We start from the raw sequence: 25,338 nt of genomic DNA on the forward strand, positions 1-25,338 counted from the left end.
AAGGCCTTAGGATTCACGGGCGGGCATATATCCGGCAATGTCTTTGGCTCGTGGAGCACACAGGCATTTTCCTGGTAAGGTGGCTAATGACAACAGATTGACATCGCGTCATTTTGTGGGCATGGTATTCACATGATTCGCACGCAGATTCAATTGCCGGACGAAGTTTTTGATCGAGCTAAAAAAGTTTGTGAAGCTCGGGAAATTTCTCTCGCTGAGCTTGCCCGGCGTGGTCTGGAATACATTCTCAATGTCTATTCGGCCCCCGAAGACAGCCTGACGGATTGGCAGCCACCCAAACCTCGCCGCCTTGGTTGGAAAGGGCTAAGCGATGAGGAGCTCAAAGCCGAGGCTCAAATGACCATCACCGAGTTGACATTGAAGCGCCGCTAAACCTCATGCTTTCCATCGACACCAACATTCTTCTGCATGCCCTCAACGAAGATTCGCCGAGTCACGAAGCTGCCTATGCGTGGATCATTTCGATTCAGCGGGAGGAGAATGTGGCGATCTCTGAGTTCATCCTTGCAGAGCTTTACGGCTTGCTTCGCAATCCTGCTGTTTCAAAACATCCGCTGAATGGTGAAGATGCGGTTGCGGTCATTCAGACTTACCGTCATCATCCTCTTTGGCGTCTGATCGGTTTCCCTAGCGAAACTCGCTCTCTACATGATGACCTCTGGAAACACGCCAAATCAAAGTCATTTGCTTTTCGCCGACTATACGATGCGCGTTGCGCACTGACCATGATTGCCCAGGGTGTGACGGAGTTTGCGACGGCGAATGTTAAAGATTTCCAAAACCTTGGGTTTCAAAGAGTCTGGAATCCGTTAATCAGCGAATGAAGTTGGCCGCTATTTTTCCTCTGTGCGAGAATGTCCAACAGAGCAGAAGATTCATATTGGGAGCATCACATGCCGAATTCGGATACGGTTGCGTCGTCGTCTAGTTCATTCGCAAGACGATTGAAGTCGCCAATGCTCAATTCAGAAGGGAATGGGGCAGTGAAGTTAGGGGTGACTGCGTGTCGGGCAATTCCCGGTGCTGCCGCAAGCAGTGAGCGGAGAAAGCTTTGATTGAGAACCTCATTGAAGGAAAAGCCCGACCGCATCATTTCTTCACGCAGAAGAACCATCGTATCCGGGTCAAGGGTGACGGTCATTCTCATGCAGGCATCTTGACATGAGTTGAATCACCGTCAAGGCAGCCTCGGATTCGTGGGTGCCGCTAGAACAGATCAGGATGATGTTGGGGACAGATGCAGCGCCAATGGTCGATGGGGGGATCGAGGTGGGGGAGTGCTTGGGCGAATGGGGAGAGATGGGCTTCGAGGCGGGTGGCTTTGGTGAAGTCGGAGGGGGTGACGAAGGGTTGTTCGTTGAGGGTAATGCGGAGGGTGTTGGGGCCGCACCAGATGAAAACTTTTTCGCCGTGGAGGGTGGTCCACTTGGGTTGTTCGATCCACTGGGTGTTGGGAATCAGGGAGGGGAAGGTCTTTTGATATTCGTCGATGCGATAGGAGACTCCGGGCTGGGGTTGGGGCGGGGGTTTAGACGTGGGGTGATGAATAACGGGGATTTGCAGCAGTTGGAGTTTTTGGAGGAGTTCGTCGGGGTCCTGATAGGGAAAGACGGCGAGGAGTTCGTCGGTGTCGTTGGCGTGCCCTCCGATGGCGCGGACGTAGCGAAAGATGGTGAGCGGAGCGCAGTGCTGGCGGAGTTCGTCGGGGGTGAAGACTTCGAACAGGTAACGCTGCTGGGCTTGGGGCACGGGTTGGGAGGCGGTGGAGATTTATCGCGAGTGGGGGAGCGTAGAGAGAAATATTTGGGACGCCACGGAGGGCATGCCTACCGTGGTTTTTGATGGCCGATGGCCAATGAAAGGCTCGGGACGAGCCTTCTACCTTTAAATGAGGCCGGGGATGGAGGTGCTGGTGCTGCTGCCGAATTGGTCGGTTTCCATGCCCATGTGCTGGAGCATTTGAACGAAGAGATTGCTTAGTGGGGTGTTGTTTTTCTGGTCGAAGGCGAGGTGTTGTCCGTGCTGGAAACCGCCGCCGGCGAGGATGAGGGGGAGGTTGCGGAAGTCGTGGGAGTTGGCGTTGCCGAGGTTGCTGCCGAACAGGACCATGGTGTTGTCGAGGAGGTTGCCGTTGCCTTCTTTTTTGGCTTTGAGGTTGGTGAGGAGGGTGTTGAAGGCGTTGAACTCGGCGCGTTCGATGAGTCGGAGTTGGTCGATTTTTTCGGGGTCCTGACCGTGGTGGGAAAGATTGTGGTGGTCGATGGTGACGCCGGGGACCGGGGGGACGTCGCCGCGCTGGCTGATGAGCAGGGTGACGAGTCGGGTGCTGTCGGTTTGCAAAGCGAGGGGAAGGAGGTCGAAGAGGAGTTGCATGCGACCGATGGTGTCGGCTTCATTGGCGATGTCCTGGGGGGCGCTGGCGTCAACGTTGGGTTTGGGTTTTTGCACCCAGTCTTCGGCTTTGTGAAGACGTTGTTCCATCTCGCGGACGGAAGTAAAATATTCGTCGAGCTTTTCGCGGTCGGCATGGCCGATGCGGCTGGCGAACCGTTTGGCGTCTTCGCGGACGGTGTCCATGATGCTGCGGCCTTCCTTGAGTTTGCGCATCTGGCCGTGGACTTCGCCGGGACTGCCGTTGAGGAAAAGTTTGGCGAAGATTTTGGAGGGTCGGGATTCGCCGGGGATCATGACGCCGCCACGGGTGTAGCTTTGGCTGCTGGTGTAGTTGGTGCCGAGGACGAGGGAGGGGTAGCGGGTTTCGAAGCCGATTTTTTCGGCGACGAGTTGGTCGATGGAGATGGTGTTGCGGAAGCCGCCGAGGCCGGGGTGTTTGGCGGCGGTGAGCCAGGTGAGTTCGGAGGCGTGTCCGTCGCGTCCGGCCTGGTCGGGATGGGAGAGGCCGGAGAGGATGGTGTATTGATCGCGGTGTTGTTTAAGGAGGCTGAGGTAGGGGGTGTCGCTGTAGGCGCGACCGGTTTCGGTGGGGATGAGGTCAGGGGTGTAAAGGCCGAGGGAGTTGCAGATGGTGATCATGCGTTTCGGCGCGGTGGTCGAGCTGGCGGCGGCTGATGCGGCGGCTTGGGCGCGGGCGCTGTGGGCGGGCCACATGGCGTCGAGAAAAGGGAGGGCGAGGGAGACGCCGGTGCCGCGAAGGAAGGCGCGGCGGGAGAGAGGATTCATAGGGAAAGGATGAAGGATGAAGGATGAAGGATGAAGGCTGAAGCGAAGTGAAACTTCGCGGTCCCTTTTGGGCTATTTGGTTTGGAAGGTGGGGCTGGCGACGATTTCGTGGATGAGGGTGCGGAGGCCGCTGCCTTGTTGGGTGGTGCGGTGGAGGATTTCTTCGACGGGCTGACGGTCGGCGAAGGTGATGCCGGCGCCGGTGGCGTAGGTGAGGAGTTTGCTGGCGAGGGCGCGGGTGATTTGTTCTTGTTGGGTAAGGAGGAGTTTTTTGAAGTCGTGGATGCTGGTGAAGGTGCGGCCGTCGGGAAGGATGCCGCTGGAGTCGACGGCGGGACCGAGTTTGTATTGCCAGATGCTGCGGCCTTCGAATTTGCCGGGGGGCTGATCGCCTTTTTCCTGGGAGCGATAGCGGTCGCGATAACCGCCAATGACGTCGAAGTTTTCGAGGGCGAATCCGGGCGGATCGATCTTGCTGTGGCAGCCCATGCAACTGGCGACGTTGCGGTGTTTGTCGAGGAGTTCACGGATGGTGGTGGCGCCACGGGTGTCGGGTTCGATGGAGCCGACGTTGGCGGGTGGGGGTTGAGGGGGCTGGCCGAGGAGTCGTTTCATGACCCAGGTGCCGCGCATGACGGGGGAGGTGGTGGTGCCGTTGGCGGTGACTTTGAGGACGGCGGCCTGGGTGATGACGCCGCCGCGCGGGCTGTCGGGCGGGAGGGAGACTTTGCGGAATTGTTCGCCGCGCACGTTGGGGAGGTTGTAGTGCTCGGCGAGGCGCGAGTTCACCATGACGAAGTCGGAGTGGATGATGTTGGTGATGGGGAGGTTTTTGGTGAGGAGTTCGCGGAAGAATTCCTGGCTTTCGGTGACCATGGCGCGTTTGAGCATTTCCTCGAATTCGGGGTAGAGCCGGGCATCGGGACTGGTGGCGTCGATGCTGCGGAGGTCGAGCCACTGGCCGGTGAAGTTTTCGACGAAGGCGGCTGATTTGGGGTGGTTGAGGAGGCGTTCGGTTTGGGCTTTGAGGGTGGCGGGGTCGCGGAGTTTTTTGGCGGTGGCGAGTTGCAGGAGTTCGTCGTCGGGCAGGGAACTCCAGAAGAAATAGGAGAGTCGCGAGGCGAGGGCGTGGTCGTCGAGCGGGCCGGGTCGTTCCTCGAACATCAGAAAGGACGGGGAGGTGAGGATGGCGCGGAAGCCGATGCGCATGGCTTGTTCGAACTTGTCGCCCTGGGTGAGGGCGGTTTGAACGAGGTCGGCGTAGGGGGCGATTTCGCCGGGGTCGAGCGGACGGCGGAAGGCTTTGGTGGCGAAGCGTTCAAGGACGGGGACGACGCTGGCGGCGGGATCGGTGGGGGCAATTTCGAAGGCGCGGGCACCGGGATCTTTGGTGCGGTGTTTTTTGGGATCGAGCGGGGTGATGGGGACGTTGGGGAAGAGGTCTGTCAGGCTTTTTGGTGGCCAGGTTTCGTCGTCGAACAGGGGGCCTTCGACATCGATCCATTGCACGGCGAGACCGGTGCCTTTGAAGTCGGTGGTGGTTTCGTAGTCGGAAAGTCTTTTGCCGTCCTGGTCGCGACCGACGCCGGTGGGGAGGAAGAGCAGGTGTTCGCCTTTTTGGATGCGTCCGGTGAATTCGATTTCGCGGGGCTGGTCGGGGGGCATGTCGAAGAAGCCGAGGAGACGTTTCTCGCGGAAGTTGTTGGTGTAGAGTCGCAGGGTGACGTCGGTGCCGGCGCTTTGGTAGGCGTAGGCGGAGATGCGGATGCGGTAGTTGCCGGTGCGCTGGACGCGGAATTGTTGGAGGCCGAGCTGGTAGTCGGCGGCGGTGAACAGAACGAGGGCGTCGGGGAGGTCGCGGAAGACGACGCGTTTGCGGCTGTATTTGTCCTTGGGATTGGGGGATGGGTTGTCGGGAAGGGCGAGGTTTTCTTTGACGCCTTTTTCGTCCTTGTAGGTGTAGCGGTTTTTTTTGGGTTCGGGTTTGGCGGTGAGGTTGATGGCTTCGTCGAGCGCGGCGTCGGCGACTTCGAGGTATTTTTCCATGTGCAGCGTGGAGAGGCGGAGGCCTTCGGCGACGTTGTCGAAGCCGTGCATGGGTGGGTCTTCGGGGAGCATGTCCTTCAAGGGGATGGAGATGCCGAGGAGATCTTGCAGGGTGCGTTCGTGTTCGGTGCGGTTGAGGCGGCGGAGGATGGTGCGGCCGGTGGCGGACTGGATTTTGGCGGAGTGCTGGGTGAGGGCATTGCTGACGCGGCTGGTGAAGTCTTTGAGGGCGGTAGGCTCGGGTCGGTCTTGTTTGGCGGGAGGCATTTCGCCGTCGCGGACGCGGTCGTGGATGAGGATCCACTTGTCATAGTTGGCGCGGTTGGCAGGGTCCCAGGAGAGGGCGGTGAGGTCGAGTCCGCCTTTCTGCACGTCGGCGTCGTGGCATTCGAAGCAGTTTGACTGGAGGAAGGGCTGGAGAGGTTTGGTGGCGGCGTCGGGATTTCCTGAAGCGAGGATGGAGGAAGATGCCAGGAGGGTGGCGCCTAGAAGCAGCAGGAGGTGGACGCGTGCGAGGTTCACGAAGGGAGGGATATCGACAGGGAGGAAGTGGGCGTTCTATTAAAACGGATGAGGATGGGGAATCCTTGGGGTCGGTGAGAGGTTTTCTGAATTTGGAGAGGGCCTGGGGTTAACGGCGGGAGTTGTTCACGGCGGTTGGTAGCGAGGAGGCGTTTGAGCTAGAAAGGGAGACAGACAGGATGTCTGTCACACGCACAGACTGGAAGTCTGTGTTACGACGGGCAGGCAGAATGCCTGCCTCACCCACAGGCTGCAAGCCTGTGTCACGGACCGATTAAATGCCAAAGCCGTCGCGGTAGACTTTGTGGATGATGGCGTCGGCGTTGGGTTCGTTGAGGGCTTTGAGGTTGATGCTGTCCCATTCGATGCGTTTGTTGAAGCGGGTGGCGAGGAGGCCGACCAACAGGGCTTCGGTGAAGGGGGCGGAATAGTGGAAGCCGGAGTGGGCGTTTTCGGGTTTGTTGGCTTTGATGGCTTCGAGCCATTCCTGACGATGACCGACGGTGCAGCGGGCGATGGTTTTGGGGGGCATGTTGGCGACGAGTTCGCTCATTTTTTCTTCGGGCACAAGACGTGGGGTGCCGGCCCAGCCGGGGGCGAGGAGGACGCCTTTGTCACCGACAAAATAGATGCCGTTGTCGCCGAGTTCGCGACCGGCTTCGAACCCGGGAGGGTTGGCGGGTTTTTTGCCGCCGTCATACCAGACCATCCTGACGGGTGGTTGCTCGCCGCGGGCGGGGAAGTGATACGTGATGATGCTCCAGGCAGGGTAGGACTGGTTGTTGTTTTCAGCGTGTTCGGATTCGACCCAGTCGGGCTGGCCGAGGTCGAGGGCGTAGAAGGCGGGGTCGGCGTTGTGCACGGCCATGTCGCCGAGGGCGCCGCAACCGTAGTCCCACCAGCCGCGCCAGCGACGGGGGCAGATTTCGGGATGATAGGCGCGTTCTTTGACGGGGCCCTGCCAGAGGTTCCAGTCGAGGGTTTCGGGAGTGGGCGGGGTGTCGGTGGGGAAGGCTTTGCCCTGGCTGTCCCAGAATTTGCCGGGTCGGTCGGACCACACGTGGACTTCGGTGACTTTGCCGATGGCACCGGCCTGGATCCATTCGCGGGTGAGGCGCAGTCCTTCGCCGGCGTGGCCCTGGTTGCCCATCTGGGTGACGAGGCCGGTTTCTTTGGCGACTTCGGCCATTTTGCGCGCTTCGCCGATGGAGTGGGCGAGCGGTTTTTCGACGTAGACGTGTCGTCCGGCGCGCATGGCGAGGAGGCTGGCGGGGGCGTGGAGGTGGTCGGGGGTGCAGATGACGACGGCGTCGATGTCCTTGTGGGATTCGATGAGCTTGCGGTAGTCGGAGTGGAGTTTGGCGTTGGGGTATTTGGCGATGGTGTTGGCGGCGTGTTTGGTGTCGACGTCGCAGAGGGTGACGATGTTGGCGAGGCCGGATTTTTCGAGGTCGGCGATGACGCCTGCGCCTTGTCCGCCGACGCCGATGCAGCCGAGGTTGACCTTTTCACTGGGCGGGGTGAAGCCGGGTCCGCCGATGACATGACGGGGGACGAATTGGAAACCGAAGGCGGCGGCAGCGGTGCTGGTGACGAAGCGGCGGCGGGAGAGAGGGCTGTGGGCGGGAGGAGGCGTGGGCATGGACATGGGGAGGAAACGTGGGGCGGGGGGAGGGTCTTGCGGAAGTCGGAAGTTGGAAGTTGGAAGTTGGAAGTTGGAAGTCGGAAGTCGGAAGTTGGAAGTTGGAAGTCGGAAGTTGGAAGTTGGAAGTCGGAAGTTGGAAGTTGGAAGTCGGAAGTTGGAAGTTGGAAGTTGGAAGTCGGAAGTCGGAATGCGGAATGCGGAATGAAGAACGCTGAGTGCGCGAAGCGGTTGAAGTTTTTGGGAGTGTTGTATACTTGGGGAATGGATGCTGTGATTGCTTTGCCGGGGTGGGATGCACAGTTGGCGCTGCGGGAGCGGCTGATGACGCGTTCGCATGCGATGACGCAGACTTGGAGTGAGTTGCTCTTTCTACACTGGAAGTATGATCCCGAAGTGGTGCAGGCGACGTTGCCGAAGGGACTGAAGGTGGACACGTTTGATGGGGCGGCGTGGATGGGGATTGTGCCGTTTTACATGAACAAGGTGCGGCCGCGGTTTTTGCCGAGTGTGCCGTGGGTCAGTTTTTTTCTGGAGCTGAATGTGCGAACGTATGTTCGGGATGAGCAGGGAAGGCCGGGGGTGTGGTTTTATTCGCTGGATTGCAATCAACCATTGGCGGTGTGGACGGCGCGGACGTTTTTTCATCTGCCGTATGAGCATGCGCGGATGGGGGCGCTGAAGGGCGAGGATGGGACGGTGAGGTATGATTGCCGGAGGAGTGGGGCGGAGAGTGCGTCGAGGTATGAGTATCGGATTGATGCGTTGAGTTCGACGGCGGAACCGGGGACGCTGGAGTTCTTTTTGGTGGAGCGGTATTTGCTGTTTGCGAATTCACCGCGTGGGATCCGGAGCGGGCGGGTGCATCATGATCCGTATCCAGTGGCGAATGCGGGATTGGATGTTTGGGATGCGATGCCGTTGGTGCAGGCGGGGTTCAGTGATCCGGGAAGAGAACCGGATCATGTGTGTGGATCGCGGGGGGTGGATGTGCGGATTTATGGGCTGGAATAGAAAGGGAACTCGCTGAATGATTGAGAACATGTCCTCTGACGATCAAGACAGTAAGAGCGGTGTATTGTCTAACATCTTGGCACGTCCAGCCATGTATTGGGGCAATAGTGATAACCATTTTCAGAGCTTCGTAGCATTTGTCTCTGGCTATCAGATGGCGCGGGGCAAAGCGTTTCCTTTGGATAAGGGTTACCTAAGGGAGCTTGATGAGATGATCCCTGCAGATTTTCATGTGTTCGTGACGAACTATTATGGGCACGAATTTCCTTATGGGGGATTTGGGTGGACGAACTTCATCGAAGAAAACTCCTCATCGGGGACTGAAGCTTTGCAGCTGTTTTTCGAGTTGCGCGGGCTATGTCTTGAAGAACGAACAAAGAGCGAACCGACGAATGGAGGAGGTGAAATTTCCCCCGGTGAATGATCTTCAATGTTAATCGGCGAGGCCTTGGGCGTGGGCGATGATTTCGTCGTCTTCTTCCCAGAAGTTGATGAACATGGGGCGGCAACAGATTTCGCAGTCGTAGTCGTAGGTGCAGGGGACTTCGGTGATATGTGGGGCCTGGACTTCGAATTCTTCGAAGCAGGTGGGGCAGGTGACGGGGATCATATCATTCGGAGATTGGCGTCACGAATTTGCCGGGGTTGAGGAGATTGTTTGGGTCGAGGGCGGATTTGAGGCGTTGGTGGACGTCCATGGCTCCGGGGCTGATAGCTTCGGGGAACCAGCGTTTTTTGGCGAGTCCAACACCGTGTTCGCCAGTGATGGCTCCGCCGAGAGAGAGGACGTGGTGGAAGAGGCGATCCAGAGCGATTTCGGCGCGGTCGCGTTGATCGGGATCGTTCATGTCGGGGACCATGATGTTGACGTGGATGTTGCCGTCGCCAGCGTGGCCGAAGCAGGCGACGGGGAAGCCGCTTTCGGCCTGAAGATTTTCGGCGAAGGTGACGAGTTCGACGAGTTTGCCGCGAGGGACGACGACGTCTTCGTTGAGTTTGATGAGGCCGGTGGCGCGCAGGGAGTAGGAGAATTCGCGGCGCAGTTTCCAAAACGCTTCGCAGGCGAGATCGCCAATGGCGGCGGAGATGGTGAGGGCGTTGAGGGATTGGAGGAGGGTTTGCAGGGCGGCGATTTCGAGGGGGACGGCGTCGGGTTGTCCGTCGATTTCGATGAGGAGGTGGGCGTTGCCGGTGGGGACGGTGTCGCCGATGTAGTTGCGGGCGGCTTGCAGGGTGAAGCGGTCGGTGATTTCGAGGGCGGAGGGGAGGTGTCCGCTGCCGAGGATTTGCTGCACGGCGTGGGCGGCTTCGGCAAAGGTGTCGAAGCTGGCGGAGAGCATGGCGCGCAGCGGTGGGTGGGGGATGAGACGCAGGGTGGCTTCGGTGATGATGCCGAGAAGGCCTTCGCTGCCGACAAAGAGGCCGATGAGGTCGAAGCCGGTTTTGTTTTTGTGGCAGCGTCCGCCGGCGCGGAGAATGGTGCCGTCCATGAGCACGGCTTCGAGGCCGAGGACGTAGTGGCGGGTGACGCCGTATTTCAGGCAGCGGGGGCCGCCGGCGTTGGTGGCGAGGTTGCCGCCGAGGGAACATTCTTTGAGGGAGGCGGGGTCGGGCGGGTAAAACCAGCCGAGTTGGGCGGCGGCGTTTTGGAGGTCGCCAGTGATGACGCCGGGTTGCACGATGGCAAGTCCGTCGGCGGGGTTGAGTTCGAGGATTTGATTCATGCGCGCGAGGGAGAGCGCGATGCCGCCGTTGAGGGGGACGCAGCCGCCGACGTAACCGACACCGGAGCCACGTGGAGTGACGGGGATGTTGTTTTCGGTGGCGAAACGCAGGGTGGCGCTGACGTCGGCGGTGGACTCAGCGAAGACGACGGCCTTGGGGGTGTTGGCAGCGAACCATTTGTCGGTGCCGTGGATGGCGAGGGTGTCAGCTTCGACGGAGACTTGGTTGGGGCCGAGGAGTTCGGTGAGGGCGGGGAGCCAGGTGGGCGTCATGGGAGGCGTCAGAGGAAGGGATTGATGGCGCGAATGCCGCCGTAGTCTTGCTGGTGATTAAAATCTTCGGTGATGAGTTGGCTGGCACCGCTTGTGTGGGCAGCGGCTAGGATCATCGCGTCCCAAAGCGAGAGTTGCCAGCGGGTCTGAAGGGTAATTCCGAGGCGGAAGAGAGGAAGGGTGTTATCGACTATAGGCCAGAGGCTCAGATCGGCGACCACCGTATTGGCTTCGGCACGGGTGTTGCCTTTTCGAATAAAGTTGACCTGGAATTCTTGGAGGACTTGCACGCTGATGGCGGTGCAGCCGTGTTTGGCCCAGGCGTTTTCGATGATCGCAAGGGCCTTTTCTCGTTTTGGACCCGCATCCAGATCGTAGCCGTAAAGGAGGATGTTGGTGTCGAGAAAGAAATCAGCGGGCATGCACTTTGTCGCGAGTAAGAGGCTTGCCACCCAAATGATAGCCTTTGCGTAAACGAGCGAGGGCATCGTCTGGAGGAAGAGGCGATTGCGCCAGGACGGTTTGAAGCCCTTCGATCACGAGGTTTTTTATTGATGTCCCACGTTGGGCGGCAGCGATTTTGGTGCGCTGGAAAATTTCATCGGGCAGGTCGATGGTGGTCTTCATGTTGCCATATTTATGTATTTATGGCAATTGTCAATTTCGCGGTGTGATAGCAAGCTGGATTAGGTTTTTAATTATCCAAAGAGTAAGGGCATAAAGGAGACCTCCGATCCAACCGAAGAAGGTCCAGATGGTGTCAGATGGTGAATGGTCTCGATTTGGATCAAGTGATTCGAGAAGCAGGCCCGCAAAGATCAGGGAAATCCAGACGACAAGTGCCGAAAGAGGGATGGCGATCTGCCACTTGAGCTTGAAGATGATAAAAATGGGCAACACCAATGCAATGGTGAGGAAAGACCAGTCGACAAGATGGGCCATCATCAAGCGGGATTAGTGCCAGTAAACCAATTGGCCTCGGGTTGGGCGTAGGGGCGGAAGGTTTCCAGGGTGCCTTCGTGTTCGTTGTAGAGGAGGGCTCGGTGAAGGCCGAGGTCGCTGGCTTTGGGATTGTCGATGAGGCTGGCGGAGTCGTTGGCGCTCATTTGGAAGATGACGCGCATCTCGAATTCGCTGAGGGTCTTGCGGTTGAGGAAGCGGTTGACGTTGTTGTAGGTGTCGATGGTGGTGAGGACGTGGATGCCCTGGGTGCTGCCTTGGGTGAGGATTTCGGTGAGCTGCACGGCGGGATTGGCAGGGGCGTCGTCGTCGCTGAGGGAGAAGCTGAAGTCGTCTTCGGGGCGGAGCTTTTTGAATTTGTGGAGGTCGTGGATGAAGAGGTAGATGGTGGGGGTGTCGGGGTTGTTTTCGGTGTCGCGATTTTTAAGTTCTTCGGCGAGCTGGTTGATGACGGGTCCGATTTCGTGGGCGCGGGCGACGGTGACGGGGTGTTTGATTTGTTGGAAAATGGTGTCGAGGAATTGGGATTCGCGACTGTCGGGCGTGGCGCTGTGAAGGAAGATGAACTGGGCGGTGCCTTGGGGGTGCTGGGCGGCGAGGGCGATGAGGCTTAGGCCGAGCATGGTGAGGGCGGCTTCTTCGCGTTGTCCGACGATGAGCAGGTGGTTGCCGCTTTGACGATGGAAGGTGACTTCGGTGGGGCCTTTGATGGCGTTGGGGGCACCGAGCCAAACGCGGCTGCCGGTGGGTTTGGTGGTGGGTGCGGTTTTGAGGAGTCGGGCCAGGAGACGGTTTTCGCGGATGTCGGCAGGGGCGTTGCCTTCGAAGATGATGGGGGTCGGGTGATTGTCGTCGCGTTGCTCGGCGAGGGTGTGGATTTTGTCGAGATAGGCGTCGCGATCTTCGTCGTCGAGCCAGACCACCTGGAACGGGCTGTTGCCTTCAATGGCACCTGCGGCGTCGTTGTAAATGCCTTCGCCGGGTCGGGTGAGGAGACGCGGGGCGGCGTTGTTTTCGTCCATGATGAGATAGGCATCGGCTTCGTTGCACTGCAGGGCGACGCGGATTACCATCTGACCGAGGGTGGCGCGGGCGAGGGTGTAAGCGCCGCCGAGGGTTTGGGAACCGAGCAGGACGTGGATGCCGAAGGCGCGGCCCTGACGGACGATGCGGTCGAAGAGGACGGAGGCGTTTTGGGCGATCTGGTCGTCGACGGTATAAAATTCCTGGAACTCATCGATGAGCAGGAGGGTGCGGGGGATGGGTTCGGTGCCGCCGTTCTTTTTGTAACCGGCGATGTCCTGGACGCCGAGCTTGCGGAAGAGGTCGCCGCGACGTTTGAGTTCTTCGTCGACGCGCTGGAGCACGGAGAGGCCGAATTCGCGGTCGGATTCAATGGCGATGACGCGGGCGTGGGGGAGTTGTTTGGTGGCGTAGCATTTGAATTCGACGCCTTTTTTGAAGTCGATGAGGTAGAACTCGACCTGATCGGGGGAGCAATGCAGGGCGAGGTTGGTGATGATGACGTGGAACAGGGTGGATTTGCCGGAACCAGTTTTGCCGGCGAACAGGGCGTGCTGACGGGTGCCTTTGCCGATGGACAAATATTGGAGTTTGGTGGCTCCGGTGCGGCCGATGGGGACGCGCAGTTCGGCGGTGGTTTCGCTGGTCCAGTAATCGGCTTCGGGTGGGGTGATGTGGCTGAAAGGAACTTCGACACGGTTGGAGTCGATGCTGCCCTGACCGATTTTGTGAACGAGGGCGGAGGCGAGTTCGGGCGCGGGAGGCTGGTCGAGTTTGATGAGGGCGCCGGTCTGGTTGGCCGGGCGCTGTAGGAGGAATTGGTCGCGTTCCTGGCGGAGGACGATGCTGCTTTGACGGAGTTCGTCGGGGACGAATCCGTCGGGTGGCGCGGCGCGTTTGTCCCAATGGATGAGGGTGTAAACGCCGCAACGGGGTCCGGACACCGCGATGCTTTGAAGGCGGCGGACGGCGGTGTCGGAGAAACCTTCGGGGAAATCGGCGATGACGAGAAAGTGGTATTTTTCGGCGACGGAACCGGCGGTGCGGGTGTATTCGGTGATGCTTGCGGATTCGCTGCGGAGATACATCTGGATGACTTTTTCGATGTGCTCGTTGAGTTCGGCGAGACGTTCATCGATCTGGTCGCGCTGGGTCCAGATGCGGCGGTTGATGAGGGATTCTTCGTAGTCGCCGAGGTGCATCAGGCCGGCGAAGTTTTTGCCGAGTCCGACGGGGTCGATGATGGTGACGGCAACCTTGCCGGGGGGCATGGTGGCGAACAGGCGGAGGATGATTTGGTTGAGGGTGCCGGTGACGTTGGCATCGGCGGAGCCGGGGCTTTCGATGAGGAGCGAGCCGAGGGTGGGGAAGGCGAGGGCGAGGGGGGCGGTGAGCTGGGTGGGACCGGGGAGGGGAAGATGGGGCGTGTGGGGACGTTCGCCGGGTTTGAGTTCAAGATGGAACTGGCCGAATTTGATGGAGTCGACGAATTCGGTGGGCGGGGTCCAGGTGTTGGCGATGTCCGGCTGCCAGTCGGGGGTTTGGGCGGTGGGGGTGTCGTTGAGGTCGGTGAGCTGGTCAAAGGCGGGGGTGATGGCTTGCGACCATTGGTTCTGCAGGGCAAGCCAGGAGTCGGATTCGTGGGTTTCGAGATCGATGAGTTCGAGTTGCTGACGCTGGCCGAGTTGTTGGACGAGGGAGGCGGCTTCCTGATTGATGCGGTCCTGTTCGATATGGGCGGCGTTGGTGACGGCGGCGATGCGGGCGTTGAGGGCGTAGTCGATTTTGTCGTCGAGACGGGGCAGTTGGTTTTCGAGTTTGTCTTTGGCGCGCGCTTTGAAGCGGGCTTCAACTTCACTGACGTCCCCGCGTTTGGCTTCGATGGCGGTGATGGCTTCGTTGTATTTCTCCTGGAGGAGATCGTGGTCGCGTTCGAGTTTGTTGGCGAGGTGGGTGGTGGTGGCGGTGTGGAGGTCCTTGGCATGGCCGAGGGTGTCGATGAGCGGCAGGGCCTGTTCTTTGGCGGTCTTGAGTCCGGTTTGCTGGATGATGATGATGGCGAGGGCGAGGAAGAGGGCGGTGGAGCCGGAGAGGATGAGGGCGTTTTGGTCGGCGCCGAGTAGGTAGGCGAGTCCGGCGCAAAGCAGCAGGATGATGAAGAGCAGGGCGGGAATTGGCAGCTGACTGAAGAAACGGGGGAGGGGAAGCTGGCGGAATTGCTGAAGCTTGGCCTGGGCCTGGTCGAGCGTTTCGTGCAGGGCGGCGGTTTGGACGGACGGGGTGAGGGTGGAAGGGGCTTTGAGTCGGTTTTCAAGACGGCTTTTGAGGGTGCCGTAGCCGCTCAGGGCGTTGCGCGTTTGGCGAACGGTTTTGGAGAGGGATTTGTGAAGTTCACTGATCTGGGCGCTTTGTTCCTCGTGGGCGGTTTTGGCCTTGTCGAGGTCGATGGCCAGTTTTTGCTGGAGGCGGTGTTGCCGCATCTGGAGGCCGCCGAGGTAGTTTTCGCGCACCTGGCGGATGCGACGGGGCATGAAGCGGACGGATTCGTCGTGGGATTTCTCGATGCGACTGCGGCGCGAATTGTATTTGTGGGTGATTTTTTCAGTGGCGGCGTCGCGGTTGGCGTGAAGCTGGTCGCGTTGGGCGGCGAGGGCGGTGGTGAGTTGTTCGGTTTGTTGGGCGTGGGCCTGTTCGAGGGCGTGACGCTGCTGGCGGAGTTCGCGGGTGAGCTGTTCTTCCTGTTTGGCGAACTGGGCGGTGGTGCGCTTGAGGTGACCGAGGGTTTCGAGCGTGTTAGTGGCGGTGAGGTCCACAGAGTTGGTTTGATGATGATTCACAGTCTGGTTCACGAAAAGTTGGATCGGCTCTAGAATCGACGCGTTTGGGATTCTTGGACCGAATGTGTGGGCATTTGCAGGAGAAAAATCGGGGTGATTTCAGTGACAGAACATCTCTGAATACCGCCTGCTTAAGGCTAGAGCATTGCCTACGATGGAACAATGCAATTCTGCCAAGGTTCCGTGCAATAAATGACGGGGACGATTTCGGAACGGGCTGCAGAAAGTGGCTTGCTAAAACAGTGTTCTTGTGAACAGTTCAAAGATGCCGTTCACGATCAAAATCAAAGCTGCCAAAGCCTCCGGCAATGGGGCGTTCTTGGGTGTTCATGGCATTCCTACGAGCGGCGTTTACTGGTGCCTGTCCAGCAAGCCGGATTATTCGATTCGCATCCCCGCGTTTCAGTCGGACTATGGGGAGCTTTTGAAAGTTGCCCGGAAGATCTGCCGCAATCATGGCGGCTGGGTTTTTGTGGTGGACGAGAACGATACGACGCTGGTGGCGGAGGAATGGGTGGATGGGGGCGAGATCGAGCCGGAGATGGCGGGACACTGGGTCCGGCGGGAGCACGAGGCGGCGGGGTTTCGGGAGGTGTGAAGCTTATTCACAGTCTTGGCGGGCTTTTTTGAGGAGGGCGTCGATTTCGTCGATGTAGTTGCGGGCTTGATGGGTTAATGCGGGGAGTTTTTCGAGGAATTGTTGCTCGAACTGGAGGCTTTTGACGTCGGTCCAGTCTTGTTTGGTGCGTTGCCAGGAGAGGGTGAGGTGCTTGACGGCTTCGTCGAGGCTGGCGGAGGAAACGCGGGACATATCGGGAAAGGATAAAGGATAAAGGATAAAGGCTAAGGGCTAAAGTCAGAGAGCCGGAGGGGAAATGGATGGGTCGGCGGGGTCGTCTTCGGGGGATGTGCTGGGAGTTGAGGGCTCTACTATGATGGGGGTGTTGTCGGTGTAGGCGGAGAGGGAGCGTTGGAGTTGGGAGAGCCAGGCGATGGCTTTGGGGATGTCGTGGTCGAGATAGGATCGGAGACTCTCGATTTTTTTGAGGCTGGGGTCGATGGCGGCGTCGAAGTTGCGGCTCCAAGCTTTGACTTGTTGGATTTTTTCCTCGGCTTCCTTGACGGATTTTTTGGCTTTGCGGACGGCCATTTCCTGCATGGTGGTGCTGGCGCGAAGGGTGGAGAAGCGGGCGCTGACCAGTTCCTGTTCGGCCTGATGCATGACCTGGGTGCGACGTTTGAGCTGGGTTTGCCAGTGGAATTTTTGGTCGTTGGTGATCCATTGCCGGGTGCGGTTGACCTCTTCGCTGACCTGATCGACGGAGCGTCGGGCTTTGGTGAGGAAGATGATGAGGCTGGCACGAAAGGCGTCGAGCGTTTCGATGGAGCGGACTTTGGCTTCGTTGCCGGTCATTTGGAAGTCGGAGGTGGGAAGTGGGCAGTGGGAAGTGGGAAGTGGGAAGTGGGCAGTGGGCAGTGGGCAGTGGGCAGTGGGCAGTGGGCAGTGGGCAGTGGGAATGCGGAATGCGGAATGCGGAATGCGGAATGGCGGCTTTGGGGCTCTGGTTTGGGGCGAAGTGAAACTTCGCGGTCCCTTCTGACGGTTTCTCTCTAAGCTATCTTCTCTCTAAGCTATCTTCTCTCTAAGCTATCTTCTCTCTAAGCTATCTTATCTCTAAGCTATCTTATCTTTGGCCGAGGTAGTCTTCGATGCGCTGGGCTTTGCGGAGCAGGAAGGGCGTGTGTTTTTCGGAGATCTCGACGAATTTTTTGATGACCTTCATGGTGGTCAGAAACTCTTCGGCGAATTTGGTGTGCTCCTGATCCTGCCAGGTGGCGCTGAGGGCGCTGAAACGGGCGTTGAGGGCGCTGGATTTGGCGGCGACTTCGTCATTAAAGCGCTTCAGTTCTTTGGCGAACCGACGCACTTCTTCGGGATCCATGATGGCTTGGGACATATCGGGAAAGGATAAAGGATAAAGGATAAGGGCTAAAAACTGAGGGTATTTTGGGTGTTAAAGAGCGTATTTTAAGTCGGGAATGGGGGTGAAAGCGATGCTTTGTTTTATTTCCAGATGAGCAGGCCGAGGGTGTGGAGGAGGAGGCCGACGAGTCCGCCGACGAGGGTGCCGTTGATGCGGATGTATTGGAGGTCGGAGCCGACTTGGGATTCGAGTTTGGCGGACATTTCTTCGCCGTCCCACTGGCGGGCGGTGTCGCGGATGAGGTTGCCGATTTCGTGGCTGTGATTGGTGGCGAGACTGTGGGTGGCGTCTTTGAGCCAGAGGTTGAGTTTGTTGCGGAAGGCTTCGTCGCGTTCGAGGCTGCGGCCGATGTCGCGGAAGCTGGCGGCGAGACGGGTGTTGATGGCGGATTGCTGCTGGCTGAGGTCGGCGATGAGGGCGCGTTTGATGCCGGTCCACAAGGCATCGAGGGAGTGGGCAAGGGTGGTGTTGGCGAGGAGTTCCTGCTTGAGGTTTTCGAGGCGCTGGAGCCAGTCGGGGGAGTGCTCGAGGTTGTGGATGAGGTCGAGCGCGTGGTGATGGAACTGGTCGCGCATGGGGTGGTCGGGCTCGGCAACGATGGAGTCGAGACTGGCCTGGATGTTGTCGACGATTTTGCGGGCGGTGCGTTTGACGAGCATGCGGCGGATGCCGAAGACGCGGGGGACTTTGCGGAGTTCGATTTCGATGCGTTCTTCGACCAGCGTGACGTTGTCGTCGAGGATGGTTTTGCCGAAGTGGAGGGCGGACTGGAGGAGTTCCTGATGGCGTCCTTTTTCGACCAGCATGGAGAGGAGTCGTCCGGCAATGGGAGCGGCGGGAGTGCGGGTGGCGAGGGAGAGGAGGTTGTCGCGCAGAAAGCGGCGCATGTCGGTGTCGTCGAGGGCTTCGAGGATGCCTGGGAGGGTGGCGGCGATGCGGTCGGTGATTTTTTCGGCGTTACCGGGTTGCTGCAGCCAGGTGGAGGCGCGTTCGACGATGGCGATGCGTTCGATGCGGGCGGTGATCTGGGTGGGGCTGAGGAAGTGCTGTTCGACGAAGCGGGCGAGGCTTTCGGAGATTTGGTCTTTGCGTTTGGCGATGATGGCGGTGTGGGGGATCCAGGTGAGGCCGAGGGGATGGCGGAAGAGGGCGACGACGGCGAACCAGTCGGCGAGGGCGCCGATCATGCCGGCTTCGGCGAAGGCGCGCAGGAAGCCCCAGGCGGGGTGGTGTTTTTCGAAAGTTTTGGCGAGGGCGTAAAGGACGGCCATGAGGACGAGGAGTCCGGTGGCGATGCGGTGGGCGCGCCGGTTGAGGGCAGGATTGGGGGGAATGAGATCGGGGATGGGCATGAAATCAACTGGGAACGCAACGGCAAAAAGATACGGGACGAATAGGATTCGTCTCGCGGCGTCGGATGGGTTGTTGCGGTGTGCTCGTCGTCGAAACGAAGCGGATCGGGTTACTCGATGGAGTCGACCAAGGTATAGATGGCACCGTCCTGGGACATGAGGACGATTTCGCCGTTGGTGTCGGGGGAGATCATGGTGGGATTGAAGGGGTTTTCGGGGGTTTCGGGGCGACGGTAGATGACGAGGCGTTCGAGGATTTTTTGGGAGTCGGGATCGTAACGGAGGGCCCAAAGGGTGCCGGTGCCCCAGTCGCCGTGGATGAAGCAGCCTTGAAGATGGGGGAGGCGATCGCCGTGATACATGAATCCGCCAGTGACGCTGATGCCTTCGGCATGGGTGTAGGCGTGGATGGGTTCTTCGAAGGTAAGGTTGGGGGCGTAGGGGGTGGTGTGGAAGGGGGCGGGGCGGGGGCCGTCGCGATCGCTCCAGCCGTAGTTGGCGCCTTTTTTGATGATGTTGACTTCTTCCCAGATGTCCTGGCCAACGTCGGCAAGCCAGAGGTCGCCGGTTTTTGAATCGAAGGAGAAACCCCAGGGGTTGCGGAGTCCGAGGGCCCAGATTTCGGGGCGGTATTCCTGTTTGTCGGCAAAGGGGTTGTCGGCGGGGATGCCGTAGGGGAGAGCACCGCTGCGGGTGTCGGGGTCGATGCGGAGCACTTTGCCGAGCAGGCTGAAGGGGTTTTGGGAGATACGATAGGGGTCGTCGCGCAGGCCGCCGTCGCCGATGGTGAGGTAGAGTTTTTTGTCGGGTCCAAAGGCGATGTTGCCGCCAAAGTGGTTGGCCATGATGTGGGGTTCCTGGAGGAGGGGTCGACGGGAGGTGGGGTCGCCACGGAAGATTTTGCCTTTTTGGGTGCGGAACTCGGCAAGCACGGTGCGGCGGGGGTTGATGTCGGAGTAAGAGAGGTAGAACTTGCCGTTTTTGGCGAAGTCGGGATGGAAGGCAAGGCCGTGGACGCCTTCTTCAAATTGGGTGACGTCTTTGAGGTTGGGTCGGAGGTCGAGGAATCGGGTGGCGGACCCGAGGATTTCGTCTTCGGGAAGGAGCCAGAGTTCGCCGCGTTGGAGGGCAAGGACGAGACGGGGTTTGTCGAGTGGCATGATGGCCAGCGCGACGGGGCAGTCGAATTTTTGGCGGGGGTAGAGGCGCTGGAGTTTGAACTGGTCGGCGGCTTCGACGGTCGGGAAGGCGGGTTCCGGTAGCTGGGCGTGGGCGGCGGAGGGGAAAAGGTGGGAGAAGGCGAGGATGCCGACGGCGAGGGCCAGCACGGATGGGGCGATGGATTTGGGTTTGGCGGCTGGCATGAGAGGGTGGGAAGCGGGGTTTATGCCATGTGGGGAGGGTTGTTCTTTTGCTCGTCCTCCTACTCCTACTCCTACTTGATCCGGATGATGAAAGAGGAGGAGGTGATGGGTAGTGAGATTTGAGGGAATTGGATGCGGAGGGAGGGGAGGAGTGCTGAGAGGGGAGGACGAGTAGGAGTAGGAGGACGAGGACGAGTTTTTGGTGAGACGATTTGAGTGGGTTTGGTGACGTGGGCGTTTTTCTTTAGCGTAATAGTTGGCGGGCGATGATGGCATCGATGGGATTAAAATCGTCGGTAAGCGCGCGTCCGTTTGCGGGAAGCTGATGAGGACGGAGACGCTGGTTGAGGAAACGGGATTCAATGCTGCCGGGGACATGGATGGTGTTTTCGACCCATGGCTTCCAATCTTTATTCGAAGCAACAAGGATCAAATTTTGAGCCTGGGTGAGGGGACCGCCGGTTTGGAAGACTTCGACGTGGGGAAAAACGCTGCGGACGGTGGCGAGGATGTCGGTGAGGAGTTCGGCTTTGGGACCCTCGGCGGCGCTGATGAGGTTCATCATGAAGACGCCGTCGGCAGTGAGGCGTTTCTGGGCGTCCTGGAAAAACTCGCGGGTGACAAGGTGGGCGGGGATGTGGCGGATGCCGTTGTAGGCGTCGCCGAAGATGAGGTCGTAGGAATGGGGGGTGGTTTGCAGGAAGCGGCGTCCGTCGGTGGCGTGGGCGTGGACGCGGGGGAAGTTGTTGAGGTTGAAGTATTGGCGTCCGACTTCGACGACGGCGGGGTCGATTTCGGCGACATCGGCATGGGTTTCAGGGCTGATCTGGGAGACTTCGGCGGGCATGCCAAAGGCTCCGGCTCCGATGAAGAGGGCGCGTTGGACTTTGAGGTCGGAGTTGAGCTGGACGAGTCGCCAGTAATTTTGGTAGTTGAGGGGCAGTCCGGGATGTTGGGTGTAGATGCCGCCTTCGAGGGTGCTGTCGAGATAGAGGGCGCGGGCGGGGCGACCGTTCATCGGTTCTTCCTTGACGCGGATGCGGTGGTAGAAACTTTCCTGTTGGTGGATGACGGCGGCGTCGGCTTTCTCGGAGGCGAACAGGCAGAGGGTCAGGGTGACGGCCGTGGCGGCGGCGTGTTTGGGGAGATTTTGGCGGAGGCGTCCGGCCATCCAGAAGGCGAGAAGGGCGAGGAGGGCGAGGGTGATGCCGCTGCCGATGAAGATGGCTTTGACGCCGAAGAGGGAGAGCAGCACGAAGCCGCAGAGGAAGGTGCCGATGAAGCTGCCGAGGGAACCGAGCATACCGATGATGCCGGCGGCGGCACCGACGTGGCCTTCCCCGGAGGCTTGGGCGTAGAAGCGGATGCTGGCGGGGGAGACGGCACCTAGCAGGATGCCGGGGATGGTGAACATGAAGAGGGAGATGAAGATGGGTCCGGCGATGAGGCCGCCGTTCGACATGGCGGGGCCGAGCAGGAATCCGATGGGAGGAATGATGAAGGTGGATGCGGCGGCACCGGCGAGGAGCCAGCCGAGGAGGTCGGGTCGGGTGGTTTTGTCGGCAAGATGACCGCCGAGGACGGAGCCGACGCTGAGGGCGATGAGGACGACGCCGATGAGGGCGGTCCAAGTATAAATGCTGTTGCCGAAGTAGGGGGCGAGCAGTCGATTGGCGGTGATCTCGATGATCATGATCGCGGCACCAGCACAGAAATTGATGAGGCCGAGGAGGGCGCGCTGGGGGGTGGGGACGAGCGTGGTTTCGGTTGCCGGAGCGGCGGGTTTGGATTTGGCCATGGAAAGAGCTTTTTTAGTAAAGGGGCGGGGAGCCGAGGAACTGGTGGATTTGTGCGGGGCGCATGCAGCGGCGCAGTTCGGCGGGGAGTTTGGCGGCGAGTTGTTTGAAGAAGGGTTCGCTGGGCGGGGCGAGGATGAGCATCTTCGGCTGTGCAGCGGCGATTTCGGAGGGGGTGAGTTTTTTTAAGGCGTAGAGGTCGTTGGGGGAAGGGAGGTTTTGCTGGGCGATGGCGAAGAGGTCGTATTTGGTGGTTTCGAGGAACTTTTGCAGACGCTCGATGGAGTTGGGTCGGTCAGGGGTGAGATTGAACTCGACGCAGAAAACGGGTTTGAATTGTTTGGCGATGCGCAGGGCACCTTCGAGAACGGCGATGTCGTGGCCTTCGGCGTCGATTTTGATGAGGGCGGGATGGACGTCGGGATGGGTGCGGCAGAAGTCGTCGAGGGTGGTGACTTCGACTTCGACGGCACCGGGAACATCGATGTTTTCGACGAGATGGCTGTGGTCGGCATGACCGGCGATGTGGAGGGCACCGGGTCCGGTGAAGTTGGAGGCGGCTTGGGGGACGAGGCGGGCGTTGCCGGTGGCGATCAGAACGGGGCTGAGGAAGACGTGGTGACCCTGGTCGGGTTCGAAGGCATAACTGCGGCGGACCAGCGGGGAGATGAGGGCGGTGTAATAACCGATGTTGGCACCGATGTCGATGAAGTCGCCGGGTTCGCCGTGTTCGGATTGTTGCTGGAGGTAGCTGGCGAGGATGTAGGCGGCGTTGCCGTCGACATTGCATTGGGAGATGTAGATGTCGCGGGCGAGTGGACTGGCGGACGGGAGGCCGAATTCGACGCCGGTGGGCAGAACGAAGCTGAGGTCGTTGCGGAAAATTTTGGTTTGCAGACGCCAGGAGAATGCGCGTGTGAGGTAGCGCAGGTATCCGACTTCCTTGGCGTAGAATTTTGGCATGACGTGGGAGTGGCCGCGACCGGGCTACCCTCCATAAAACACGAGGCTCACAATCTTCCAGTCATTTCCGTCTCTTTTGAAGGTGAAAAGGTCGGTGCCGCGTTGTTGGGTGCTGCCTTTGGTGAGCAGCCAGGTGACTTTTGCCTGGGCACCGATGTCGTCCATGAGGATGTCGGTCTGGACGGGAAACTCCTTCATGGGTTCGGCGGACTGGGCGTGGCTCATGCGCTGGCCGTGAAGGAAATCGGTGAGGTTCTGACTGGTGACCTGGCCGGATTTCTCGATGAAGAAGATGCGCGCCAGGGGATGGAAGCAGCGGCCGTAGGCCTCCATGTCGGGTTTGGACCAGGTGGCGAAATAGTGGTCGACGGCTTGTCGGACCTGGGGTTCGCTTGGATGAACGAGGGTGTTTTTTTTTGCCGTGCAGGCGGGGAGGGCCAGCAAAAGCAGAAGGAGGAGCAGGGCAAGTGGGTGGAGGCGGGCCTGCATGGTTCAACCTCCGAAATCTTCTTCGGTGACGCCCATCATGCTGAGGAGGCGGTTGAGATCGTCGACGCCGTAGTAGTCGATTTCGAGCCGGCCTTTTTTCTCGCCGTGATGGACGGTGATGGCGGTGGAGAAATGGCGGGTCATGCGCTGTTCCACGGCTTTGAGGGCTTGGAGAACATCGGCGGGAGTCTGTGGGGCCGACTTGGGGGCGGGCGGGTTGAGGATGCTGTCGACCAGTTTTTCAGTCGCGCGGACGGTGAGGCCTTTGCTGATGACGGTTTCGGCGGCGGCATTGATGTCGTCGGCGTTTTTCAGCGCGAGCAGGACCTTGGCGTGACCGGTGCTGAGTTTGCTGTCGCGGAGCAGACCCTGGACGTTGGTGGGGAGGTCGAGGAGCCGCATCGCGTTGGCGACGGTGGCGCGGTTTTTGCCGACGCGCTGGGCGATGTCTTCCTGGCGGAGGCTGAACTCGCGGGCGAGGCGTTCGTAGGCCTGGGCTTCCTCAATCGGGTTGAGGTTTTCGCGCTGAAGGTTTTCGATGAGGGCAAGCTCGAGGACGTCCTTGTCGCTGGCGGTGCGGACGATGACGGGGACTTTTTCGAGGCCGAGTTCGCGGCTGGCGCGCCAGCGTCGTTCACCGGCGATGAGTTCGCATTTGCCGTTCACCATGCGCACGATGAGCGGCTGGATGATGCCGTGTTCGCGGATGGATTCCATGAGCTCGGTAAGGTGCTCGGCGGGGAAATCGCGACGGGGCTGGAAGGGGCTGGCGATGACGTCGTTGAGGGGAACCTGGCGCACGGCTTCGCCCGGGGCGGGTTGCGCAGCGAGGGGTGTCGCCGGCGTGTCTGCCTTCTTGATGAGGGCGCCGAGTCCTTTTCCGAGTGCCTGTTTGGTTGCCATAGGGGGGATCAGACTAAAAGCGAACGGGCGGGAACGCAATGCAAATGAAGGGGAGGGGCTGGGAAGAGGGGATCAGTATGAGGGAGGGTAACCACAGATGGACACAGATAAACACAGATGGATCAGGACGCCGAAGCTTGAGAAATTATCTGTGGTTATCTGTGTCCATCTGTGGTTGATGAATTCAGTCTTGCGCGGTGGAGGGGTTCGACCTATTTGAGCGGGTGCAAAACGCTGAAGACGACTACAAGGTTAAACTGGAAATTTTTGAGGGGCCGCTGGACCTGCTGCTTTATCTGATCAAGAAGGATGAGATCGACATTTACAATGTGTCGATCGAACGGATCACGAGTCAGTATTTGAGTTACATTGAGACGTTCAAGGCATTGAACATTGAGCTGGCGAGCGAGTTCATCGTGATGGCGGCGAATTTGATGTATTTGAAGAGTCGCACGTTGCTGCCGCAAAATGTGCAGCCGCCTGAAGAGGATGCGGATGAGGAGGATCCACGTTGGGAACTGATTCGTCAGTTGGTGGAGTATAAGAAATTTAAGGATGCCGCGAGATTCTTAGGGCAGCGGGATTCAGAGGGGGCGGAGTTTTTTGCGGCGACGCCGGAGTTGCCGGATTTGACGGAGCCGGAGCAGGGGATGCCGCAGGTGGGGATTTTTGATTTGATCCGCGCCTTTCAGAAGGTGCTGAAGAAGTTCGAGGACACGCACACCTTGCGGGAGATTGTCGATGACCGCTGGACGGTGAGTGACAAGATCGACCATTTGCTGAGTGTGATTCCGGTGGGCGGACGTGTGCAGTTTGAGACGTTGTTTACGGAAGCAACGAGCCGCAGTGAGGTGATCATTACCTTCCTGGCGATGCTGGAGTTGATGAAGCTGAATTTCCTCAAGATTGAACAGGAGAAGGTGCTGGGATTGATTACGGTGTTGAGGCCGGAGGACAAGCCGTTCACGGTGGTGCCGATGGATGTGATGGAAGGTGGGGAATACGGAGGGTGATGGGGAGTTCTTCGTTCTTGGTTCTTGGTTGTGGAGTGAGTATTTGGCCGCGATCGGACTTAGACAACGCTCAGGAGGTGAGTGAGGGGGGTTGGCCGACGATACCAGACTGTGTAAAAAGCCCATTCCATCCGTTGATGGCCCGTCAATGGGTGCGCAATGGCCAACAAGGGAGGCCTTTCCTTGATCTGCGTGACCTTCTCTTGATGACTTGCTCGCTTGTCTTCTAAC

26 protein-coding genes are annotated in these 25,338 nt (G+C 59.3%); 6 read left to right on the forward strand and 20 right to left on the reverse strand.

All coding sequences use genetic code 11. From position 1 onward, the window contains the following. Nucleotides 1–132: 132 nt before the first annotated feature. Nucleotides 133–393, forward strand: coding sequence for a hypothetical protein (locus FEM03_RS21655; protein WP_206171105.1), 261 nt, complete (start codon nt 133–135; stop codon nt 391–393). A gap of 5 nt (nt 394–398) precedes the next feature. Further along, nucleotides 399–845, forward strand: coding sequence for a TA system VapC family ribonuclease toxin (locus FEM03_RS21660; protein WP_138088405.1), 447 nt, complete (start codon nt 399–401; stop codon nt 843–845). A 65-nt stretch (nt 846–910) separates the two neighbouring features. Here FEM03_RS21660 and FEM03_RS21665 read toward each other — a convergent pair whose 3' ends face one another. From FEM03_RS21665 to FEM03_RS21685, 5 genes are all read right to left on the reverse strand, one after another. Continuing rightward, the gene (locus FEM03_RS21665; RefSeq protein WP_138088406.1) at nt 911–1,162 is read right to left on the reverse strand and encodes a hypothetical protein; all 252 of its coding nucleotides are present in this window, start codon (nt 1,160–1,162) and stop codon (nt 911–913) included. Between the two features lie 65 nt (nt 1,163–1,227). Continuing rightward, nucleotides 1,228–1,770 (reverse strand): hypothetical protein, encoded by a 543-nt coding sequence (locus tag FEM03_RS21670; protein ID WP_138088407.1) that lies wholly within the window; start codon nt 1,768–1,770, stop codon nt 1,228–1,230. 135 nt (nt 1,771–1,905) lie between these two features. Beyond that, nucleotides 1,906–3,201, reverse strand: a complete 1,296-nt coding sequence (locus FEM03_RS21675; protein ID WP_138088408.1) for a DUF1552 domain-containing protein — start codon at nt 3,199–3,201, stop codon at nt 1,906–1,908. 72 nt (nt 3,202–3,273) lie between these two features. Continuing rightward, a complete protein-coding gene (locus tag FEM03_RS21680) occupies nt 3,274–5,769 on the reverse strand; it encodes a DUF1592 domain-containing protein (protein ID WP_240772871.1) in 2,496 nt (831 codons plus the stop codon). Between the two features lie 274 nt (nt 5,770–6,043). Further along, on the reverse strand, nt 6,044–7,417 hold the full coding sequence (locus FEM03_RS21685) for a Gfo/Idh/MocA family protein (RefSeq protein WP_138088409.1): 1,374 nt from the start codon (nt 7,415–7,417) through the stop codon (nt 6,044–6,046). Nucleotides 7,418–7,615: 198 nt separating this feature from the next. Between FEM03_RS21685 and FEM03_RS21695 the strand changes: the two genes are divergently transcribed. Together FEM03_RS21695 and FEM03_RS21700 are read left to right on the forward strand one after the other, a co-directional pair. Continuing rightward, nucleotides 7,616–8,425, forward strand: coding sequence for a YqjF family protein (locus FEM03_RS21695; RefSeq protein WP_138088411.1), 810 nt, complete (start codon nt 7,616–7,618; stop codon nt 8,423–8,425). A 28-nt stretch (nt 8,426–8,453) separates the two neighbouring features. Then, complete coding sequence (locus FEM03_RS21700; protein ID WP_138088412.1) at nt 8,454–8,849, forward strand: hypothetical protein; 396 nt, start codon at nt 8,454–8,456, stop codon at nt 8,847–8,849. A gap of 9 nt (nt 8,850–8,858) precedes the next feature. On the opposite strand, the gene FEM03_RS21705 is transcribed toward FEM03_RS21700, so the two are convergent. From FEM03_RS21705 to FEM03_RS21725, 6 genes are read right to left on the reverse strand one after another with little or no spacing between them, the layout of a single operon-like run. After that, nucleotides 8,859–9,035, reverse strand: coding sequence for a zinc ribbon domain-containing protein (locus FEM03_RS21705; RefSeq protein ID WP_138088413.1), 177 nt, complete (start codon nt 9,033–9,035; stop codon nt 8,859–8,861). Between the two features lies 1 nt (nt 9,036). Continuing rightward, nucleotides 9,037–10,422: an FAD-binding oxidoreductase gene (locus FEM03_RS21710; protein WP_138088414.1), complete on the reverse strand. Its 1,386-nt coding sequence runs from the start codon at nt 10,420–10,422 to the stop codon at nt 9,037–9,039. 8 nt (nt 10,423–10,430) lie between these two features. Further along, a complete protein-coding gene (locus FEM03_RS21715; RefSeq protein WP_166443056.1) occupies nt 10,431–10,844 on the reverse strand; it encodes a PIN domain-containing protein in 414 nt (137 codons plus the stop codon). Then, nucleotides 10,834–11,049, reverse strand: coding sequence for a hypothetical protein (locus FEM03_RS24570; RefSeq protein ID WP_166443057.1), 216 nt, complete (start codon nt 11,047–11,049; stop codon nt 10,834–10,836). The genes FEM03_RS21715 and FEM03_RS24570 overlap by 11 nt, the downstream gene beginning before the upstream one ends. Nucleotides 11,050–11,079: 30 nt before the next feature. Beyond that, nucleotides 11,080–11,367, reverse strand: coding sequence for a hypothetical protein (locus tag FEM03_RS21720; protein WP_138088416.1), 288 nt, complete (start codon nt 11,365–11,367; stop codon nt 11,080–11,082). Beyond that, the gene (locus FEM03_RS21725) at nt 11,367–15,254 is read right to left on the reverse strand and encodes an FtsK/SpoIIIE domain-containing protein (RefSeq protein WP_240772872.1); all 3,888 of its coding nucleotides are present in this window, start codon (nt 15,252–15,254) and stop codon (nt 11,367–11,369) included. The genes FEM03_RS21720 and FEM03_RS21725 overlap by 1 nt, the downstream gene beginning before the upstream one ends. Nucleotides 15,255–15,507: 253 nt before the next feature. On the opposite strand from FEM03_RS21725, the gene FEM03_RS21730 reads away from it, so the two are divergent. Continuing rightward, nucleotides 15,508–15,840, forward strand: coding sequence for a hypothetical protein (locus tag FEM03_RS21730; RefSeq protein ID WP_138088417.1), 333 nt, complete (start codon nt 15,508–15,510; stop codon nt 15,838–15,840). Between the two features lie 3 nt (nt 15,841–15,843). Here FEM03_RS21730 and FEM03_RS21735 read toward each other — a convergent pair whose 3' ends face one another. From FEM03_RS21735 to FEM03_RS21780, 9 genes are all read right to left on the reverse strand, one after another. Next, the gene (locus FEM03_RS21735; RefSeq protein ID WP_138088418.1) at nt 15,844–16,053 is read right to left on the reverse strand and encodes a hypothetical protein; all 210 of its coding nucleotides are present in this window, start codon (nt 16,051–16,053) and stop codon (nt 15,844–15,846) included. Between the two features lie 45 nt (nt 16,054–16,098). Continuing rightward, nucleotides 16,099–16,656: a hypothetical protein gene (locus FEM03_RS21740; protein ID WP_138088419.1), complete on the reverse strand. Its 558-nt coding sequence runs from the start codon at nt 16,654–16,656 to the stop codon at nt 16,099–16,101. Between the two features lie 271 nt (nt 16,657–16,927). Further along, nucleotides 16,928–17,200 carry a WXG100 family type VII secretion target gene (locus tag FEM03_RS21750; RefSeq protein ID WP_138088421.1) on the reverse strand — a complete coding sequence of 91 codons (273 nt, stop codon included), beginning with the start codon at nt 17,198–17,200 and terminating at the stop codon, nt 16,928–16,930. 107 nt (nt 17,201–17,307) lie between these two features. Beyond that, the gene (locus FEM03_RS21755) at nt 17,308–18,579 is read right to left on the reverse strand and encodes a DUF445 domain-containing protein (RefSeq protein WP_138088422.1); all 1,272 of its coding nucleotides are present in this window, start codon (nt 18,577–18,579) and stop codon (nt 17,308–17,310) included. A gap of 110 nt (nt 18,580–18,689) precedes the next feature. Then, complete coding sequence (locus FEM03_RS21760; RefSeq protein WP_138088423.1) at nt 18,690–19,943, reverse strand: PQQ-dependent sugar dehydrogenase; 1,254 nt, start codon at nt 19,941–19,943, stop codon at nt 18,690–18,692. Nucleotides 19,944–20,187: 244 nt separating this feature from the next. Further along, complete coding sequence (locus tag FEM03_RS21765) at nt 20,188–21,741, reverse strand: fused MFS/spermidine synthase (protein ID WP_138088424.1); 1,554 nt, start codon at nt 21,739–21,741, stop codon at nt 20,188–20,190. A gap of 13 nt (nt 21,742–21,754) precedes the next feature. Then, on the reverse strand, nt 21,755–22,702 hold the full coding sequence (locus tag FEM03_RS21770; protein WP_138088425.1) for an FkbM family methyltransferase: 948 nt from the start codon (nt 22,700–22,702) through the stop codon (nt 21,755–21,757). Between the two features lie 24 nt (nt 22,703–22,726). Further along, nucleotides 22,727–23,191, reverse strand: coding sequence for a nuclear transport factor 2 family protein (locus FEM03_RS21775; RefSeq protein ID WP_138088426.1), 465 nt, complete (start codon nt 23,189–23,191; stop codon nt 22,727–22,729). 3 nt (nt 23,192–23,194) lie between these two features. Continuing rightward, nucleotides 23,195–24,094, reverse strand: a complete 900-nt coding sequence (locus tag FEM03_RS21780) for a ParB/RepB/Spo0J family partition protein (RefSeq protein WP_138088427.1) — start codon at nt 24,092–24,094, stop codon at nt 23,195–23,197. A 224-nt stretch (nt 24,095–24,318) separates the two neighbouring features. Between FEM03_RS21780 and FEM03_RS21785 the strand changes: the two genes are divergently transcribed. Beyond that, nucleotides 24,319–25,107, forward strand: a complete 789-nt coding sequence (locus FEM03_RS21785; protein ID WP_138088428.1) for a segregation and condensation protein A — start codon at nt 24,319–24,321, stop codon at nt 25,105–25,107. Nucleotides 25,108–25,338 lie beyond the last annotated feature (231 nt).

This window comes from Phragmitibacter flavus, from assembly GCF_005780165.1.
Lineage (GTDB): Bacteria > Verrucomicrobiota > Verrucomicrobiia > Verrucomicrobiales > Verrucomicrobiaceae > Phragmitibacter > Phragmitibacter flavus.